Below are 16,028 nucleotides of genomic sequence, written 5' to 3'. Positions count from 1 at the left end.
TTCAGGCCCCCAACACGCTGCGGATCGCGGCCAGATCAACGTGGTGATGCTCGGCGATCACCACAAGCTGACCTTGGCGCGGCGATGTTCCCCACGGGCGGTCAAACTGATGCCGCACCCGCGACCCCACGGCCTGCACCAGCAGACGCATCGGCTTGCCGGTGACAGCGACATAGCCTTTGACGCGCAGGATGTGCTGCTCGGTGGCCAGGCGCTGGATGGCGGCAACCAAGGCGTCAATGTCGCTGATCTCGGGCAGATCAATCACCACAGTGTCGAAATCGTCATGCTCGTGGTCATCGTGGCCATCGTGATGGGAGGGACGCGCGGCGAGGTCATCCTCGGCGCGGGCGTTCAGACCAAGGATCAACGCCGGGTCAATGATGCCTTCCGACATCGATAGAATCGGAATCGGCCGCGGGCTTTCCGCCATGATCACGGCACGGGCAGCGGCAAGGCCCGCTTCGCCTGCAAGATCGGCCTTCGACATCAGGATAATGTCGGCGCAAGCGATTTGATCTTCGAAAACTTCGGACAGCGGGGTTTCGTGATCAAGTGAAGGATCGGCGGCGCGTTGAGCATCGACCGCCTCGACATTCGGCGCGAAACGGCCCGCAGCCACCGCCTCGGCATCGGCCAAAGCGATCACACCATCGACGGTGATTTTCGAGCGGATTGCGGGCCAGTCGAACGCCTTCAACAGCGGCTTTGGAAGGGCCAGCCCCGAGGTCTCAATGATGATGTGATCGGGGCGCACCGGCAGCGCCATCAGGGCTTCAATCGTCGGGATGAAATCATCGGCGACGGTGCAGCAGATGCAGCCGTTGGCGAGTTCAACGATATTCTCAACCGGACAATTCGCATCCGCGCAGGATTTCAGAATATCACCATCGATGCCCACGGTGCCAAACTCATTGACCAAGATCGCCAGGCGCTTGCCCTGCGGGTTCTGCATCAGATGGCGGATCAGCGTGGTTTTGCCGGCCCCCAGAAAGCCAGTGATCACAGTGACGGGGATTTTTGCAAGATCAGACATCTGGAAGCTCCAAAGGGGGAATACGGGCAAGGCTTTGCTTGCGGAAAATCACCGGGCGCGCACGCCACGGCACGATACCATCGGTGGCATCCAGATAGGCCGCAGCACCAAGCAGAATATCTGGTGCATCGGCCTCAGTCAGACGGCCATAGACATAAGACCAACGGCCGGGTGCCGAAAGCGCCACCGCAGCACCAGAATTACAGGCGGACAGACAAGGGACGCCGACGATGCGCAAACCCTCAGGAATTTCGCCCGCCAACAAGGCCGCATGCAACCGCGCGCCCGGCAGCGCTTGCCCGTCTTCTACGACCTCTCCGGCCTTACAGGTGGTGCAGACATGCAGCGTTGCGGTCATCGGCCTATCCAAATTTAGCGATGGGATGGCCAGAAAGACAAGGGCCAAGGGCCTTGCCTGCTGGTTGCGAAACACCCCGTTCGCCCGTTCAGTCTTGCGCTGGCAGGTCTCCCGGCTTGCGGATACGGGGTTTCCCCCACGGTTGCCCGCCTTCCCGGATTGCTCCAGTGGCCTCGGGCAACCTCTCCGGTCACGGTCGCGGGGGCGGCAGCTTTTGGGGTCTCCCCCTTTCGCATTCCCTCTTCGCCTGTCATAAACAGGAACCAGCGCATGCCCACCTGTGGCACAACCGCCTCCCTTGTCAAGCAACGGAAAACACCTGATGGCCGACCCAGAGCTGCCCGTGATTGAAGCGATTCCCGATAGCGACGCATCAGACGATGAAAACGCCCGCCACGCCCGAAAAATGGCGAAGAAGAAGGCCGCGCGGGATAAGATCATGGCGGGTAAGGCCGGGGATAAAGGCCTGCTGATCGTGCATACCGGCGCGGGTAAAGGCAAATCCTCCAGCGGATTCGGCATGATTCTGCGCTGCATCGCGCATGAAATGCCCTGCGCGGTGGTGCAGTTCATCAAAGGCGCCTGGGATACCGGGGAGCGTCGGATCATTGAAACCCACTTCGCCGACCTGTGCGAGTTTCATGCCATGGGCGAAGGTTTCACTTGGGAAACCCAAGACCGCGCCCGCGACATCGCGATGGCCGCCAAGGGCTGGGAGAAGGCGAAAGAGCTGATCCGCGACCCTGACAACCGGCTGGTGCTGCTGGATGAGATCAACATCGCCCTGCGCTACGATTATCTCGATATCGCCGAGATCTTGGCGTTTCTCACCGCCGAAAAGCCGCCTCTGACCCATGTGGTGATGACCGGACGCAACGCCAAACCCGAGTTGATTGAGGCGGCGGATTTGGTCACCGAGATGGCGTTGATCAAGCATCCGTTCCGATCCGGCATCAAAGCACAGCCGGGGGTGGAGTTTTGATCTGGGGTGCCTGCTGAGCAGATGCATTGGGGGCCAGCCCCCAAACCCCCGGGATATTTATGCCAAGATGAAAGCAACGAAGTGTTAACTATCCTGTGGCAGATTGATCGAGCGGCACAGGGGGGGACCCCGATGGCTGTCCAAGGTGAAAGCGCAGCGCCTCCCCCGTGCAAACGGCCCGAGGTGCTGCGCCCACATGCGGCTTTCATCTTGGCAAAAAATATCCCCGCCGGAGGCTTCTGCAATCTCCGCCAAGACACCGTTGGAAGATCTCGGTGAAAGCCCTGATGATCCAAGGCGCAGGCTCTAACGTCGGCAAATCAATGCTGGTGGCGGGGCTTTGTCGTGCGGCGAGGCTGCGCGGGTTGTCCGTCGCGCCGTTCAAACCGCAGAATATGTCTAACAACGCGGCTGTTACCGCCAATGGCGGTGAAATCGGACGGGCTCAGGCGTTGCAGGCTTTGGCTTGCGGGCTAGAGCCGCATACAGACATGAACCCCGTGCTGTTGAAGCCAGAGTCCGAGACGGGAAGTCAAGTTATCGTGCAGGGCAAGCGCATCGCCACCGTCAAAGCGCGCGATTATGCGGCGTTGAAGCCGTCGTTGATGGCTCCGGTTTTGGACAGCTTCAACCGTTTGAAATCGCAATATGATCTGGTGATCGTCGAGGGCGCAGGTAGCCCGGCTGAGGTCAATCTGCGCAACGGCGACATTGCCAATATGGGATTCGCGCGGGCAGCGGATTGCCCCGTGATCCTGACCGGTGACATTGATCGCGGCGGGGTGATTGCGCAGATCGTCGGCACCCAAGCGGTACTTGACCCCGCTGATAATGCGATGATCGCGGGGTTTCTGATCAACAAGTTTCGTGGCGATCCCCGTTTATTTGACGATGGCTATAAGCTTATCGAAGCCCGCACAGGCTGGCGTGGCTTCGGCGTGGTGCCGTTTTTCACCGATGCGTCAAAACTGCCAGCCGAGGATGCTTTGGATTTGCCAAAGGGCGGCGGGGCCGGCGCTTACAAAATTGCGGCGCTGGTGCTGTCGCGGATCGCCAATTTTGATGATCTTGATCCCTTGGCACAGGAACCCGGCGTCAGCCTGCAGATGGTGCGGGCGGGCGAGGCGATTGCGGGCGATACTGATCTGGTGATCATTCCGGGCTCTAAATCCACGCGCGACGACCTGGCGTATCTGCGGGCGCAGGGTTGGGATGTGGATATCGCGGCGCATCTACGGCGGGGTGGGCGGGTCTTAGGAATTTGTGGCGGCTATCAGATGTTGGGTCAGATCGTGCGTGATCCTGAGGGGATTGAGGGGCTGGCGGGTGAAACCCTAGGCCTTGGGGCTTTAGCGGTGGACACGCTGATGACCCCCGACAAGCGGTTGACGCGGACCGAGGCGGTGCATGCGGCCACCGGCCTTGCGATGCAGGGCTATGAGATTCACATCGGTCGCACCGATGGCCCCGACCGCGCGCGCCCGTTTGCCTATGTCGGTGGCAAGCCCGAGGGGGCGGTTTCAGCAAATGGCCGGGTGATGGGCAGCTATTTGCATGGCATGTTTGCCAATGACGCCTTTCGCGCGGGGTTTCTGCGCCAGATCGGCGCGCAGGCCTCGGGCCTGACCTATGCTGCGGGGGTGGATGCGGTGCTCGACGCGCTGGCGGCGCATCTTGAAACCCATGTCGATGTCGACGCCTTGCTGGCCTTGGCGCGTTAGCGGCGCGGCCATTCGGTCTGGGTGTTTTCCTGCCAGCCAGCGCGGTGCAACAGTGGCGTGTCGTCCATAAACTCAGGGTGGCCAAGGCAAAGATAGGCCGCAAATTCCCAATCCTCGGGCACGCCCAACAATGCCTCGATGTCATGCGGTTCCAGAATCGACACCATGCCAAGGCCCAAATTCTCGGCCCGCGCCGCCAGCCACAGGGTGTGGATTGCCATCGCTGTCGATTGGCGCAGAGTTTCGGGCAGGGTTTGCCGCCCCAACCCATGCCCGGCCTCGGGGTGCATCACGTTGAACACCGCCAGTTGCACGGGGGCTATTTCAAGCCCCGCGAGTTTCAGCGCCAGATATTCCGCGTGTTTGTCGCCGGTGTAAAGCTTGGCGGCCTCAGCGTTGCACCGGCTGAAATTGGCGCGCACGGCGACGCGCAAGCCCGGATCATCGACCCGGATCACCCGCCACGGCCGCGCATTGCCGACCGAAGGCGCGCAATCCATCGTGGCGCGGAGACGCTCTAGCACCGCCTCACCCACAGGATCGGGGCGAAAATGCCGCACGTCGCGGCGCCATTGCAGGATGCGTAACAGGGTGGCGGATTCATCTGAGGTGAACTGCATCAGACCTCCAACGCGCGGGTCAGCCGCGCCCATTCAGCAGGCGTACCGGGAAGGCCGATCCGCAGCCATCGGTTTGAATAAGGAAAGATTCGGCTCCAAATTCGCTGTTTTGCGAGCCGAATTTGTGCGGTTTCTGCATCCGGCGTCTCATAGCTACGAAACAATTCGCAGCCGCCAACCAGTTGCCAGCCCGCCGCCAATGCCAAAGCGTCAGCCTGTGCAACCTCAGACCGTAAGCGTTGTACCGTCGCCTCGGTCCAAGCTTTGTCCGCCAAAGCCGCAGCCCCAATCCGCAACGCCGCACCGTTCACTGGCCATGGCCCCGACATTTCCTGCAGCGCCGCAATATCCTCAGCGCAGCCGATCACAAAACCCAAACGCACCCCGGCCAAACCGTAGAACTTGCCGAACGAGCGCAGCACCAGCAGACCCGCCTGCCCGGCTTGCGGCAGCAAAGACACCTCGGGTTGCGCATCGGCGAAGCTTTCATCCACCACCAACCGCCCGACTTGCCCGGCCAAAGCCAGCAGATCTGCGGGCGCACAGGATCGGCCATCAGGGTTGTTGGGGTTCACCACCACGGCCAAATCCGCGCCTGCCAACTGACCGAACTGGCTGACCTGCTCGACATTCCAGCCAGCGGCACGCAGGCTTGCTGCATGTTCGTTATAGGTCGGCCCCAGCACGCGGGCCTTTCCCGGCTTCGCCAGCCGCGGAATCATCTGAATCGCGGCTTGTGCGCCTGCCACCGCCAGCATCGGGGCGGTGCAGCAGTAGGTTTTAGCGGCAACGTCCAGCAAGGCTTGCTTGGCGGTTTGGGTGGGCAGCATCGTCCAATCTTCCGGCTGCAAGGCGGGAATCGGATAGGCCACGCGGTTGATGCCGGTCGACAGATCAATCCAATCTGCGCCGCCAAAGCGGGCCATCGCGCCGTCAATGTTTCCGCCATGATCGCGTATGGGATCGCGCATCTGCCCCCTCAGACCAGCGCCAAACCGAGCAGCGCTGCGCCCAGCACAAACATCGCCCGGACATAAAGCGCAAGGCCTCGTTGCAGATCGGCAGGGGTTGGGTCGGCGGCACCCGCATTGACCCAAGGCTCCTCCGCCACCCGATCGGCGTAAACCCTCGGGCCAGACAGTCGCACGCCAAGGCCAGCGGCCATCGCCGCCTCTGGCCAGCCTGCATTGGGTGATCGGTGCAGGCCAGCATCTCGCCACATCACTTTCGCCGCGTGGCGCGGGGCGTTGGAGACCAGCGCAAATACCGCCCCCGTCAGCCGCGCTGGGATCAGGTTGACCAGATCGTCGATCCGAGCCGAGGCCCAGCCGAACGCCTCAAACCGGGGCGTGCGGTGGCCGATCATCGAATCCAGCGTGTTGATCGCCTTATAGGCCGCAATCCCCGGCAGGCCCAGAATGGCCCCCCAAAACAGCGGCGCCACAATGCCATCCGAGGTATTTTCCGCCAAACTCTCCATCGCCGCCCGCGCCACGCCCGCCTCATCCAACACGGCAGCATTGCGCCCGACGATCATCGACACCGCAAAGCGCGCCTGTACCAAGTCGTTGTTTTGCAAAGGTAAAACTACGGCGGCGACATGGGTGTACATCGACCGCAGCGCCAGCAATGGCCAGGCCAGAACCCCGCCAATCAGAATACCCAGCCAACCCGCAGGCAAAGCACATTGCAGCGCCCACGCCACGCCACCCGTGACGCCGATCACCATCAGCGCCGTCGCCACCCCCGCCATCCGGCGCGACGTACCGCGTGCCGCATCGTGGTTTAGCGCAAGGTCAAGCCAGTGGATCAGCGCGCCGATCCATGTCACTGGATGGCCGATCACCGCGTAAAGCCGCGCTGGCCAGCCGATTAGACTGTCCAAGACCATCGCCACCAGCATCATCGCGGCAAAACTCATCTGCCCCCCCCGGTCCGAAACTGGATGATACCGTGCAGGCCTGCGTCGTGCAAAGCGACGCTGGCGTGCGGCGGAATCTTACCGGGCGCGAAGATCAGCCCCCGCGCCGCCCCAGTATGGGCAATTACATAACCCAAGGCCCCAAGGTCTGCTGCAAGCGACGCGATGGGATCACTTTGCGTCCCGCGATGCGCCAAAGTGCGGCTTGCCGACAGGCTGGCCAAGGCCGCAACGCGTGCCAGATCGCGGCCAGCGCAGGCATCCTGCCATTGCGGGATCAGATCCGCAATATCGGGAAAATCCACATCCTGCGGATCGGTGCGGCGCGGCGGGCCGAAAAATCCACCGGTGATCTCCATCGCGGGCGGCGGCGGCAGCGTGGTAAGAATTTCGCCCTGACGCGAGGCCCAAAGTGTCTGCGAAGGCCGCGACAGCATCAATGGGTCCGACGCCCCTTCCACCGCAATGCAAGCTCGCGCCAGAAGCATCGGCACCCCCTCCCAACCCGCCAAACCCGCAAGTGCCACCAAAGCAGCTGTCGAGACACCCGCGCCACCGCCGGGGGGCATCTCTGCAGAAAAACTGAGCGTGCCAGAGATCGAAATGTCTAACAGAGTCAGCAGTTTGATCGCCCGTGCTTCGGGTATAATGGCGGCGCTGGCCGCGGTGATCGCAAACCCCAGCCCCTCTGCAAGGCTTGCCGTCACCCCCAGCACCGGGCACGGCAAGGTCACCAGCGCCACCGGGCCATCCCGCCCGATCCGCCCCTGCAACAACTCGCCAAAATGCCCCGCGACCCGGAGAGTTTGCGGCCTCATCTCCGCATCCGATTGACGCCTTCGATAGAAAACACCCCGCCCGGAAGCGCCACAATCGTCGTTAACGACAGCGGTGCGATCTGAAACGCCAGCCCCAATGCAGGCACTCCCAGAGCCAACCCCAAAGCAGCACGGATCACCCCGGCATGGGCGACGATCACCACGCGACCGCCCAACGACCCGGCCGCAAGCAAGGCAGGCGTCAACCGCGCGCAGAGATCCAGAAAACTTTCGCCCTGAGGTGGGCGATGCGCGGCCAGTGCCGCCCCAGACAGCACGCCCAGATCGGGCAGTTCTGCAAAAGGCACCCCCTCCCATGCGCCGAAATCCTGCTCCCACAACCGCGGGTCTTGCATAGGCGTCAGTTCAGGCCACAGCACCGCCGCCGTCTGCACACAGCGCCGCGCCGGGCTGATCCGCAAGTGATCCGCAGCCCCGACCGCGCCACGTAACGCCGCAAAGGCCAAGGCATCACTGCAATCCGCCGCCACATTGCGCCGCCCTGCCATCCGCCCCTCGGTCAGCGCGGGGGCGTGGCGGATCAGCATGATCTCGGTTTGGCGATCTGTCGCGGGTTCTGTCGGGGCATCAGCAGGCACGGTCGCATTTCTCCTTTCGCGCTGGCCCCGTTTCTGCTTTGACAACGGCCAAGGGGCAAGGGCTGATATGCACAAAACCATTCTGATCACCGGCGGCGCGCGCTCTGGCAAAAGCCGGATCGCAGAAGGCCGCGTTTTGCAAATGGGCCAACCCGCGCATTACATCGCCACAGCGCAGGCTTGGGATGATGAGATGCGCGCCCGCATCGCCGAACATCAGGCGCGGCGCGGGCCGGAGTGGATCACCCATGCCGAGCCTTTGGATTTGATCGCAGCCCTGACCGCGACCAATGGCAAAGGCCCGCGCTTGGTCGATTGCCTGACGCTCTGGCTGACAAATCTGATGCTTGGGAACCACGATTGGCGCGCGGCGGGGCAGAAATTGCTGACCGCCCTGCCACATCAAACCAGCCCCGTGGTGTTTGTCACCAATGAAGTCGGCATGGGCATCGTGCCGGAAAACGCCCTTGCCCGCGCGTTCCGCGATGCGGCGGGGACGCTAAACCAATGGATCGCAGCCGAGGCGGATGAGGTGATCCTCGCCGTCTCGGGCCTGCCAATGAAGGTGAAATGATGAAACTGACCTCTCTCGCCGCCGTGGCCGATCTTGCGGCAAGTCTGCCGCAAGCCGATAGCGCCGCCGCCGCCGCAGCCCTTGCACGGCAAAACAGCCTAACCAAACCGCCGGGATCTTTGGGACGGCTGGAGGAGTTGGCCGTGTTCATGGCAAGCTGGCGCGGGACAGCCCGACCACAGATCACCCGCGCCCAAGCGCTGGTTTTTGCCGGAAACCACGGCATCTGCGCCCAAGGCGTCAATCCCTATCCGCAGGCGGTAACGGCGCAAATGGTCGGAAATTTCCAAGCCGGAGGTGCCGCGATCAACCAGCTCTGCCGTGCCAATGGCGCCAATCTATCGGTGATCGCACTGGAACTTGACCGCCCCACCGCCGATTTCACTGAAAGCCCTGCTATGAACGAGGCCGAGGCTTTGGCCGCAATGCAGGCCGGGGCGGACGCGGTGGATGTAAGCGCCGACGTGCTGATCTTGGGCGAAATGGGCATCGGCAATTCTACAGTTGCGGCGGCGATGACCTCAGCCCTGTTTGGCGGTGATGTGGCCGGATGGGTTGGGGCCGGAACAGGCTCGGACAGCGACGGCATCAAGCGCAAGATCGCCGCGATTGAAACCGGGCTTGCCCGCCACAAAGGCCTGACCGCGATGGGCATCTTGGCAGCCTTGGGCGGGCGCGAGCAGGCGGCGATTTGCGGTGCGGTGCTGGCTGCGCGGGCAGCCCGGATTCCGGTGATCCTTGATGGCTTCATTTGCACCGCTGCGGCCTCCGCGCTGTATGCTGTGAACCCTGCCCTGCTGGATCACTGCCTTATCGGTCACCAAAGCGCCGAACCGGGGCATCGCAAGCTTTTGGCCGCGCTCAACAAACGCGCCGTGCTGGAGTTCGACATGCGCTTGGGCGAAGGCTCGGGCGCGGCTCTCGCCCTCGGCATCCTGCGCGCGGCACTTGAGTGTCATAACGGCATGGCGACCTTCGGCGAGGCCGGAGTGTCCGAGGCATGACCCCGCTGCGCACCCGTCTGGCAGAGGTGCAACTGGCGATGATGCTGCTGACCCGCCTGCCCGCAGGGCGGATGGCCGACGCCCCGGCGATTGGCGCGGCGGTTTGGGCATTTCCGCTGGTAGGTGCGCTGGTGGGCGGGATTGGCGCGACGGTTTTGATCGGGGCAATGGCTCTGGGAATCGCCCCGCCGCTCGCGGCAGGGCTCGCCTTGGCGGCAGGCATTCTGACCACGGGCGGCCTGCATGAAGACGGCCTTGCCGATGTCGCCGACGGCTTCGGCGGTGGCCGCGACCGCGACCGCAAGCTGGAGATCATGCGCGACAGCCGCATCGGCAGCTATGGCGGCTTGGCGCTGATCCTATCACTGGGATTGCGCTGGCAGGCTTTGGCGCTTTTGGCGGCGCAGAGCCCAAAGCTTGCGGCCTGTGCCCTGATTGCACTGGCTATTTCCAGCCGCGCGGGCTTGGCATTTGCGCTGCACTGGATGCCCGCCGCCCGAAGCGATGGCATGGGAAAATCCGCAGCAGGCACCATGCTGGCCCGCGCTTTGGCCGGGTTGGCGCTGGCTCTTCTCGGCGTGGCGGTGCTGGTCGGACCGCAAGCCGTCGTCCTGGTTTTCGCAACCCAAGTCGTCGTGCAAACCATCTTCGCCCGCATTGCCCTGCGCCAAATCGGCGGGCAAAGCGGTGATGTTCTGGGGGCAATGCAGCAGTTGGCCGAAGTCGCAGGCTGGCTGGTCTTGGCGCGCTGAATTCGGGTCAGAACCGGGGGCTAGCCCCCGGACCCCCAGAATATTTAAGCCAATGTGAAAGCCCTAGAGGCTCGGACGTTTCTGCAACAGCGGCATCACGTCAGCCATCTCTGGCCCCGCATCCAAGCCCGTGACAGCGCGGCGCAGCGGGCGGAACAGGGTTTTGCCCTTGCGCCCGGTGGCCTCTTTCACCGCCGTCGTCCATTCGCCCCAAGTCGCGGTTGTCCACGGCCCTTCGGGCAGCATATCGAAAGCTTGCGCCACGAATTCGCGATCTTCCTCATCCACCAGTGGCACAGCACCATCGCGGAACAGCACCCACCAGCCTTCCAGATCGGCCAGCACGGTGATGTTGGCTTTGGCGACGGTCCAGAACAACTCGGCCTTTTCGGCAGGCACACCCAGCGCCGCGATCTTCTCGGCCACATTCGCCAACGGCAGGCTTTGCACATGCGCGCGGGTCAACGGGAACAGATCTTCGGCATCAAACTTGGTCGGAGCCGCGCCAAAGCTGCCAATGTCGAAACCGTCGATCAAATCCTGCATCGACGAAGCCAGTTCCACCGGCTTCGATGACCCGAGCCGTGCCATCAGCGACAGCAGCGCCATCGGCTCTACTCCCCGCGCGCGCAGGTCGCGCAGGCTCAAAGTTCCCAGACGCTTGGAGAGTTCCTCACCCTTCGGCCCGGTCAACAGCGAGTGGTGCGAGAAGTTCGGCGGCACACCGCCCTTCGCCTGCATGATCTGAATCTGCGTCGCGGTATTGGTCACATGATCCGCCCCCCGCACGATCGAGGTCACGCCCATGTCGATATCATCCACCGACGAGGCAAAGGTATACAGGATCTGCCCATCCGCCCGGATCAGCACCGGATCAGACACCGAAGCCGCATCAATCGAGATCGGCCCCAAGATGCCGTCCGTCCATTCAATCCGCTGTTGATCCAGCAGAAAACGCCAATAGCCCGCCCGGCCTTCGTCACGCGCCTTGGCCTTCTCATCTTCCGTCATCCGCAAAGACGCGCGGTCATAAACCGGCGGCTTGTGCATGTTCAGTTGCTTCTTGCGCTTTAGGTCCAACTCAACCGGAGATTCAAAGCATTCATAGAACCGTCCCGCGGCGCGCAACTGATCCGCCGCCTCGCGGTAGCGATCAAAGCGCAGGGATTGCTGTTCCACCCGGTCCCACTGCAGGCCGAGCCATTCCAGATCGAACAGCAGGCCATCAATGTATTCCTGCTTCGAGCGTTCCTTATCGGTGTCATCCAGCCGCAGAATGAACGTACCCCCGGCCTTGCGGGTGATCAGATAGTTCATCAGCGCCGTGCGCAGATTGCCGACATGGATATAGCCGGTGGGCGACGGGGCAAAGCGGGTAATCGTGGGACGATCGGTCATTTCGGCTCTCCTGCAACCGCCCTTCCCTGTCATATGGCCCGCCGTTTGTCCAGTTATCGCCTTGCAGCTTTCCGCGCGGCGACTAGGCTGCGGCGATGATCACGCCTCATACCAGCCTCCTCGCCCCCGATGCCGAGCATATCGAGGCCCTCGCCCGCGCAGCCATCGCCGATTTGCCGCCACCCTACCGCACGGCAGCAGCGCAAGTCGCGCTGCGGATCGAGGATTTTGCCAGCGATGTCATGTTGGCTGAACTCGGCTGCGAAAGCCCGTTCGAGTTGACGGGCCTTTATGACGGCATTCCGCTTACTGAAAAATCCGTGTCAGATCAACCGCTTCAGCCCGATATGATCTGGCTGTTCCGCCGTCCGATCCTGGATGAATGGATCGAGCGCGGCAATGTCACCCTGCAAGAGCTGGTCACCCACGTTCTGGTGCACGAGCTTGCGCATCACTTCGGCTGGAGCGATGATGAAATCGGCGCGATTGATCCGTGGTGGGAATGAACAATCCCGTTTCTTTCGCGCTTGCGGCTTGGACAGGACAGGACAGGACAGGAAAACCTTTCTATCACGTCCTTTATATCATACCCGAGCAGTGTGATGACTTTAATCTGAAGTAGGGGAGTTGATCTATGTTTACAAAAACCGCCGCCGCTGTTGTTTTGGGCCTGTCCTTTGCCCTGCCCGTCCACGCCGGACCAATTGTCGATAAAGCCACCGAGATAGAGGCGCTGATGGCCGCTGATGACGCCAAGGGAGCGATGGATGCGGCACATGCCTTGATGGCGACGGTGTGGGAGGGCGGCAAAGACATTGGCATTCATCAAACCGTTCTGGTGACGGAACCGGCCGCGGGCTTTGGCATCTACAACCCGCGCCTCGATGAAAAATACAAGGTCGGTGAGCCGATTCTGATTTATGCAGAACCGTTCGGCTTCAGCTATGGCTCGGGCGGTGACGGGCTTTATACGATCGGTTTTGTTGTCGATTTGAAGGTGATGACCGAGGCGGGAGAGGTGCTTGGTGAATTGCCTGCGGTGGCCAATCTGGATCTGACATCGCGCTACCAGAACCGCGAGTTTCAGGCCAATCTGACCTATACGCTGGATGGAATTACGCCGGGGCAGTATATACTGGAAACCACGCTGCGAGATAAGAATTCCGCGAAATTCGGCAGCTTCCAGAACAGTATCGAAATCGTGGAATAGCCTACGACCAGTGCCATGAAACTCAAGCAAACGCCTATCCTGACCCTTACCCTGAACCCGGCGCTGGATATGGCGACGGGGGTGGCGGAATTGGTGCCGGATCAGAAACTCCGCTGCTCGGAACCGCTTTTGGACCCCGGAGGTGGTGGCTTAAATGTCAGCAGGGCGATTTCGGCTTTGGGCGGCGAAAGCCTTGCGCTTGTGGCTTTGGGCGGGCTGACTGGCGACCGTCTGGCGGGATTGATCCGGCAAGAATCCGTGCCGTTTCTGGCGCTGACCGCCCCCGGTGAGACCCGGCAAAGTCTGACGGTGACCGAAGCCAAAACGGGCAGACAGTACCGCTTCATGTTGCCGGGGCCGATCTGGTCTGAGGCGGACCAGGAACGCGTGTTCATGCTGCTGCGCGCCTCGGCCCGACCGGGGGCGATTGGGGTAATTTCGGGCAGCCAGCCGCCCGGCGTTCCGGTGGATTTTCCCGCGCGTCTGGCGTGCTCGATGCCCGGTCTGAACGTGGTGCTGGATACCTCGGGCGCACCGCTGCGCCAAGCGGTCAGCCACCCGATTCCGGGATTGTTCGTGCTGCGGATGGATGGCGAGGAAGCCGGAAGCATCGCAGGGCAGAAGTTGGAAACACGCGCCCAAAGTGCTGATTTTGCCTCTGATCTGGTCAAGCGCGGCGTCGCACAGCGGGTGATTGTGGCCCACGGCGCGGATGGCTCGGTGATGGCCGAAGCCGGGCGGCGGGTGTTTGCCAAGGCCGCCAAAGTGCAGGTGGTCAGCACGGTTGGCGCAGGTGACAGCTTTGTGGCGGGCTTTGTGCTGAGCCTTGCGCGAGGGATGGATTCTGCGCAGGCATTGGCCTATGGCGCGGCCTCGGCCAGTGCGGCGGTGACGACGGATGCCACGCAGCTCTGCCACTTGCCCGATGTCGAACGCCTGCTGCCGCAATGTGAAGTCAGCGCGGTTTAGCCGCGTGGCGCCCATAAGATCAGCGTCGCTCCGGCCAGTGCCAAAGCGGCCCCGCCAAGGTCGGCCCAGTCCGGGCGACTGCCCTCAACCAGCCAAAGCCAGAGCAAAGAGGCGGCGATATAAACCCCACCATACGCCGCATAACTGCGCCCGGCATGGCTTGGCGGCGTGAGCGCCAGCAGATATGCAAAGCCAGCCAACCCAATGGCCCCGGGGATCAACCACAGCGCCGACGCCCCCCGCCACCAGCTCCAAACCGCAAAACAGCCGGCAATTTCAAGCAAGGCGGCGAGGATATACAGCGGCATCATTTCTCCTAAGATGCGCTCGACGCTCCCTATCGGGTGCTGCTCGCTTCAGCGCACAGCGCGCGATAAGCGCCAGTTCAACAATTGTCGCGCCAGCGGTTGGCGATCGGATAGCGGCGGTCACCCGCAAAGGCGCGGCGGGTCAGCCTTGTGCCTGGAGCGGATTGGTAGCGTTTGTATTCGCTGATATACAAAAGGTGCTCGACCTTCTTCACCGTGGCGCGATCAAAGCCCTTGGCGACCAGATCAGCGACCGAAAGCTCTTGCTCCACCAGCCCATCCAAAATCGCATCCAGCACCGGATAGGGCGGCAGGCTGTCCTCGTCTTTCTGATCGGGGCGCAGCTCGGCGCTCGGCGGCTTGTCGATCACACGCGGCGGGATCACCTGCCCCGCAGGGGCCAGCATCCACGGCCGGTGGTTGTCATTCCGCCAACGGCAGGTGTCAAAAACGCGGGTTTTATACAGGTCTTTCAGCGGGTTATAGCCGCCGTTCATATCGCCATAAATCGTACAATAGCCCACCGCCATCTCGGATTTATTCCCTGTGGTCAGCAGCATCTCGCCAAACTTGTTCGACATCGCCATCAGCAACAGCCCGCGCAACCGCGACTGCACGTTTTCCTCCGTCACCCCCGGCGCTGTGCCCTCAAACAAATGCCCCAAAGCCTCGCCCACCGCATCCTGCGCGCCCGAGATCGACACCGTGTCCAACCGACACCCCAAAGCCCGCGCAACCTGCGCCGCATCCTCCAGCGAATGCGCCGAGGTATAGCGCGACGGCAGCATCACACAGCGCACATTTTCCGGCCCAATCGCATCGGCAGCAACAGCGGCCACAATCGCAGAATCTATCCCCCCCGACAGCCCCAGCAGCACCTTCTTAAACCCGGTTTTGCCCAGATAATCCTGCAAAGACATCACCATAGCCCGGTAATCAGCCTCGTAAGAGATCGGCATCTTCTCCATGATCCCCGGCAAGGCCCGCCAGCCCTCGGCAGTCTCCTCAAAATCCACATGCGTCACACAAGCATCAAACTGCGGCAGTTGCACCACCAAAACCCCGCCGGGGTTCAAGACAAACGAGGCGCCATCAAACACCTGATCATCCTGCCCGCCGATCATATTCAGATAGACCAGCGGCAGCCCGGTCTCGATCACCCGCGCCACCATCAGGTTGGTCCGCACCGAAGGCTTGCCGCGATGATAGGGAGAGCCATTCGGCACCAGCAAAATCTGCGCCCCCGTCTCAGCCAAGGTCTCACACACCTCGGAATGCCAAGCGTCTTCACAAATCGGCGAGCCGATGCGCAACGGCCCCACCCGATACGGCCCCTGCGGCGGGGCCGAGGCGAACACCCGCTTTTCGTCAAATACATCGCTGTTGGGCAGTTCATGCTTCAACACCGTGGCCGCAATCTTGCCGCCCTCAAGGATGTAATAAGCGTTGTAAAGCAGCCCGTCTTTCACACAAGGGCCACCAATCCCCAACGCCGGGCCATCGACAATCCGCTCAGCCAAAGCCTCTACCGCCTGTATCGCAGCCGTATGAAACGCCGCTTTCATCACCAGATCTTGTGTCTGATAGCCAGTGATGAACATCTCGGTCAGCGCCACCATCTGCGCCCCGGCCTCGCGTCCCCGCACCCAAGACTCATAGGCCAGCGCTGCATTGGCCTCGATCGCGCCCAAGGTGGGGTTCAACTGGGCGAGGGTCAGGCGGAACGTCGCGGCCATATCATGCTCCGAGTTAGGGTTT

18 protein-coding genes and 1 riboswitch are annotated in these 16,028 nt (G+C 62.1%); of the genes, 8 read left to right on the top strand and 10 right to left on the bottom strand.

The window, feature by feature from the left end:
• Position 1 precedes the first annotated feature (1 nt).
• Positions 2-1,036: a cobalamin biosynthesis protein CobW gene (gene cobW / locus Q7V03_RS22385; protein WP_304927795.1), complete on the bottom strand. Its 1,035-nt coding sequence runs from the start codon at positions 1,034-1,036 to the stop codon at positions 2-4.
• Complete coding sequence (locus Q7V03_RS22380) at positions 1,029-1,394, bottom strand: DUF1636 domain-containing protein (protein WP_304927794.1); 366 nt, start codon at positions 1,392-1,394, stop codon at positions 1,029-1,031. The genes cobW and Q7V03_RS22380 overlap by 8 nt, the downstream gene beginning before the upstream one ends.
• 83 nt (positions 1,395-1,477) lie before the next feature.
• Positions 1,478-1,677: riboswitch (cobalamin riboswitch) on the bottom strand.
• 39 nt (positions 1,678-1,716) lie between these two features.
• Between Q7V03_RS22380 and cobO the strand changes: the two genes are divergently transcribed.
• Both cobO and Q7V03_RS22370 read left to right on the top strand, forming a co-directional pair.
• Positions 1,717-2,376: a cob(I)yrinic acid a,c-diamide adenosyltransferase gene (gene cobO / locus Q7V03_RS22375; protein ID WP_304927793.1), complete on the top strand. Its 660-nt coding sequence runs from the start codon at positions 1,717-1,719 to the stop codon at positions 2,374-2,376.
• A gap of 275 nt (positions 2,377-2,651) precedes the next feature.
• Positions 2,652-4,097, top strand: a complete 1,446-nt coding sequence (locus Q7V03_RS22370; RefSeq protein ID WP_304927792.1) for a cobyric acid synthase — start codon at positions 2,652-2,654, stop codon at positions 4,095-4,097.
• Here Q7V03_RS22370 and bluB read toward each other — a convergent pair.
• Genes bluB through Q7V03_RS22345 form a run of 5 tightly spaced genes read right to left on the bottom strand, consistent with a single transcriptional unit; the run spans position 4,094 to position 8,055 of the window.
• A complete protein-coding gene (gene bluB, locus Q7V03_RS22365) occupies positions 4,094-4,717 on the bottom strand; it encodes a 5,6-dimethylbenzimidazole synthase (RefSeq protein ID WP_304927791.1) in 624 nt (207 codons plus the stop codon). The two genes, Q7V03_RS22370 and bluB, sit on opposite strands and share 4 nt — an antisense overlap.
• Positions 4,717-5,676 carry a threonine-phosphate decarboxylase CobD gene (gene cobD / locus Q7V03_RS22360; RefSeq protein WP_304927812.1) on the bottom strand — a complete coding sequence of 320 codons (960 nt, stop codon included), beginning with the start codon at positions 5,674-5,676 and terminating at the stop codon, positions 4,717-4,719. The genes bluB and cobD overlap by 1 nt, the downstream gene beginning before the upstream one ends.
• A gap of 20 nt (positions 5,677-5,696) precedes the next feature.
• Positions 5,697-6,638, bottom strand: a complete 942-nt coding sequence (cbiB, locus tag Q7V03_RS22355; protein ID WP_304927790.1) for an adenosylcobinamide-phosphate synthase CbiB — start codon at positions 6,636-6,638, stop codon at positions 5,697-5,699.
• Positions 6,635-7,456, bottom strand: a complete 822-nt coding sequence (locus tag Q7V03_RS22350) for a propanediol utilization protein (RefSeq protein ID WP_304927789.1) — start codon at positions 7,454-7,456, stop codon at positions 6,635-6,637. Before Q7V03_RS22350 ends, cbiB begins: the two co-directional genes overlap by 4 nt.
• Positions 7,453-8,055, bottom strand: coding sequence for a histidine phosphatase family protein (locus Q7V03_RS22345; RefSeq protein ID WP_304927788.1), 603 nt, complete (start codon positions 8,053-8,055; stop codon positions 7,453-7,455). Before Q7V03_RS22345 ends, Q7V03_RS22350 begins: the two co-directional genes overlap by 4 nt.
• A gap of 67 nt (positions 8,056-8,122) precedes the next feature.
• Here Q7V03_RS22345 and cobU point away from each other — a divergent pair, with 67 nt between their 5' ends.
• The 3 genes from cobU to cobS are packed head-to-tail and all read left to right on the top strand — an operon-like array spanning position 8,123 to position 10,385.
• A complete protein-coding gene (gene cobU, locus Q7V03_RS22340; protein ID WP_304927787.1) occupies positions 8,123-8,629 on the top strand; it encodes a bifunctional adenosylcobinamide kinase/adenosylcobinamide-phosphate guanylyltransferase in 507 nt (168 codons plus the stop codon).
• The gene (cobT, locus tag Q7V03_RS22335) at positions 8,626-9,633 is read left to right on the top strand and encodes a nicotinate-nucleotide--dimethylbenzimidazole phosphoribosyltransferase (protein WP_304927786.1); all 1,008 of its coding nucleotides are present in this window, start codon (positions 8,626-8,628) and stop codon (positions 9,631-9,633) included. The genes cobU and cobT overlap by 4 nt, the downstream gene beginning before the upstream one ends.
• Complete coding sequence (gene cobS / locus Q7V03_RS22330; RefSeq protein WP_304927785.1) at positions 9,630-10,385, top strand: adenosylcobinamide-GDP ribazoletransferase; 756 nt, start codon at positions 9,630-9,632, stop codon at positions 10,383-10,385. The genes cobT and cobS overlap by 4 nt, the downstream gene beginning before the upstream one ends.
• A 63-nt stretch (positions 10,386-10,448) precedes the next feature.
• Here cobS and gltX read toward each other — a convergent pair whose 3' ends face one another.
• Positions 10,449-11,783 carry a glutamate--tRNA ligase gene (gltX, locus tag Q7V03_RS22325; protein WP_304927784.1) on the bottom strand — a complete coding sequence of 445 codons (1,335 nt, stop codon included), beginning with the start codon at positions 11,781-11,783 and terminating at the stop codon, positions 10,449-10,451.
• 95 nt (positions 11,784-11,878) lie between these two features.
• Between gltX and Q7V03_RS22320 the strand changes: the two genes are divergently transcribed.
• The 3 genes from Q7V03_RS22320 (at position 11,879) to Q7V03_RS22310 (ending at position 13,962) form a co-directional block, all read left to right on the top strand.
• Positions 11,879-12,289, top strand: coding sequence for a metallopeptidase family protein (locus Q7V03_RS22320; protein WP_304927783.1), 411 nt, complete (start codon positions 11,879-11,881; stop codon positions 12,287-12,289).
• Positions 12,290-12,417: 128 nt separating this feature from the next.
• Positions 12,418-12,993: a hypothetical protein gene (locus Q7V03_RS22315; RefSeq protein ID WP_304927782.1), complete on the top strand. Its 576-nt coding sequence runs from the start codon at positions 12,418-12,420 to the stop codon at positions 12,991-12,993.
• Between the two features lie 15 nt (positions 12,994-13,008).
• Entirely contained in the window at positions 13,009-13,962 is a 954-nt protein-coding gene (locus tag Q7V03_RS22310; RefSeq protein WP_304927781.1) for a 1-phosphofructokinase family hexose kinase, read from the top strand.
• Here the strand turns inward: Q7V03_RS22310 and Q7V03_RS22305 are convergent.
• Positions 13,959-14,270 (bottom strand): YnfA family protein, encoded by a 312-nt coding sequence (locus Q7V03_RS22305; RefSeq protein WP_304927780.1) that lies wholly within the window; start codon positions 14,268-14,270, stop codon positions 13,959-13,961. The two genes, Q7V03_RS22310 and Q7V03_RS22305, sit on opposite strands and share 4 nt — an antisense overlap.
• A gap of 77 nt (positions 14,271-14,347) precedes the next feature.
• Positions 14,348-16,006: an NAD+ synthase gene (locus Q7V03_RS22300; protein WP_304927779.1), complete on the bottom strand. Its 1,659-nt coding sequence runs from the start codon at positions 16,004-16,006 to the stop codon at positions 14,348-14,350.
• Positions 16,007-16,028: the final 22 nt, after the last annotated feature.

The organism is Cypionkella sp., assembly GCF_030652235.1.
Taxonomy (GTDB): domain Bacteria; phylum Pseudomonadota; class Alphaproteobacteria; order Rhodobacterales; family Rhodobacteraceae; genus Cypionkella.
This window is presented reverse-complemented; position numbering and strand designations above follow the sequence as displayed.

What these genes read in the sequence shown, in the direction of transcription:
- cobW (WP_304927795.1), bottom strand. Translation starts at nt 1,036, where the DNA reads ATGTCTGATCTTGCAAAAATCCCCGTCACTGTGATCACTGGCTTTCTG.
- Q7V03_RS22380 (WP_304927794.1), bottom strand. Translation starts at nt 1,394, where the DNA reads ATGACCGCAACGCTGCATGTCTGCACCACCTGTAAGGCCGGAGAGGTC.
- cobO (WP_304927793.1), top strand. Translation starts at nt 1,717, where the DNA reads ATGGCCGACCCAGAGCTGCCCGTGATTGAAGCGATTCCCGATAGCGAC.
- bluB (WP_304927791.1), bottom strand. Translation starts at nt 4,717, where the DNA reads ATGCAGTTCACCTCAGATGAATCCGCCACCCTGTTACGCATCCTGCAA.
- cbiB (WP_304927790.1), bottom strand. Translation starts at nt 6,638, where the DNA reads ATGAGTTTTGCCGCGATGATGCTGGTGGCGATGGTCTTGGACAGTCTA.
- Q7V03_RS22350 (WP_304927789.1), bottom strand. Translation starts at nt 7,456, where the DNA reads ATGAGGCCGCAAACTCTCCGGGTCGCGGGGCATTTTGGCGAGTTGTTG.
- cobU (WP_304927787.1), top strand. Translation starts at nt 8,123, where the DNA reads ATGCACAAAACCATTCTGATCACCGGCGGCGCGCGCTCTGGCAAAAGC.
- cobT (WP_304927786.1), top strand. Translation starts at nt 8,626, where the DNA reads ATGATGAAACTGACCTCTCTCGCCGCCGTGGCCGATCTTGCGGCAAGT.
- cobS (WP_304927785.1), top strand. Translation starts at nt 9,630, where the DNA reads ATGACCCCGCTGCGCACCCGTCTGGCAGAGGTGCAACTGGCGATGATG.
- gltX (WP_304927784.1), bottom strand. Translation starts at nt 11,783, where the DNA reads ATGACCGATCGTCCCACGATTACCCGCTTTGCCCCGTCGCCCACCGGC.
- Q7V03_RS22320 (WP_304927783.1), top strand. Translation starts at nt 11,879, where the DNA reads ATGATCACGCCTCATACCAGCCTCCTCGCCCCCGATGCCGAGCATATC.
- Q7V03_RS22315 (WP_304927782.1), top strand. Translation starts at nt 12,418, where the DNA reads ATGTTTACAAAAACCGCCGCCGCTGTTGTTTTGGGCCTGTCCTTTGCC.
- Q7V03_RS22310 (WP_304927781.1), top strand. Translation starts at nt 13,009, where the DNA reads ATGAAACTCAAGCAAACGCCTATCCTGACCCTTACCCTGAACCCGGCG.
- Q7V03_RS22305 (WP_304927780.1), bottom strand. Translation starts at nt 14,270, where the DNA reads ATGCCGCTGTATATCCTCGCCGCCTTGCTTGAAATTGCCGGCTGTTTT.
- Q7V03_RS22300 (WP_304927779.1), bottom strand. Translation starts at nt 16,006, where the DNA reads ATGGCCGCGACGTTCCGCCTGACCCTCGCCCAGTTGAACCCCACCTTG.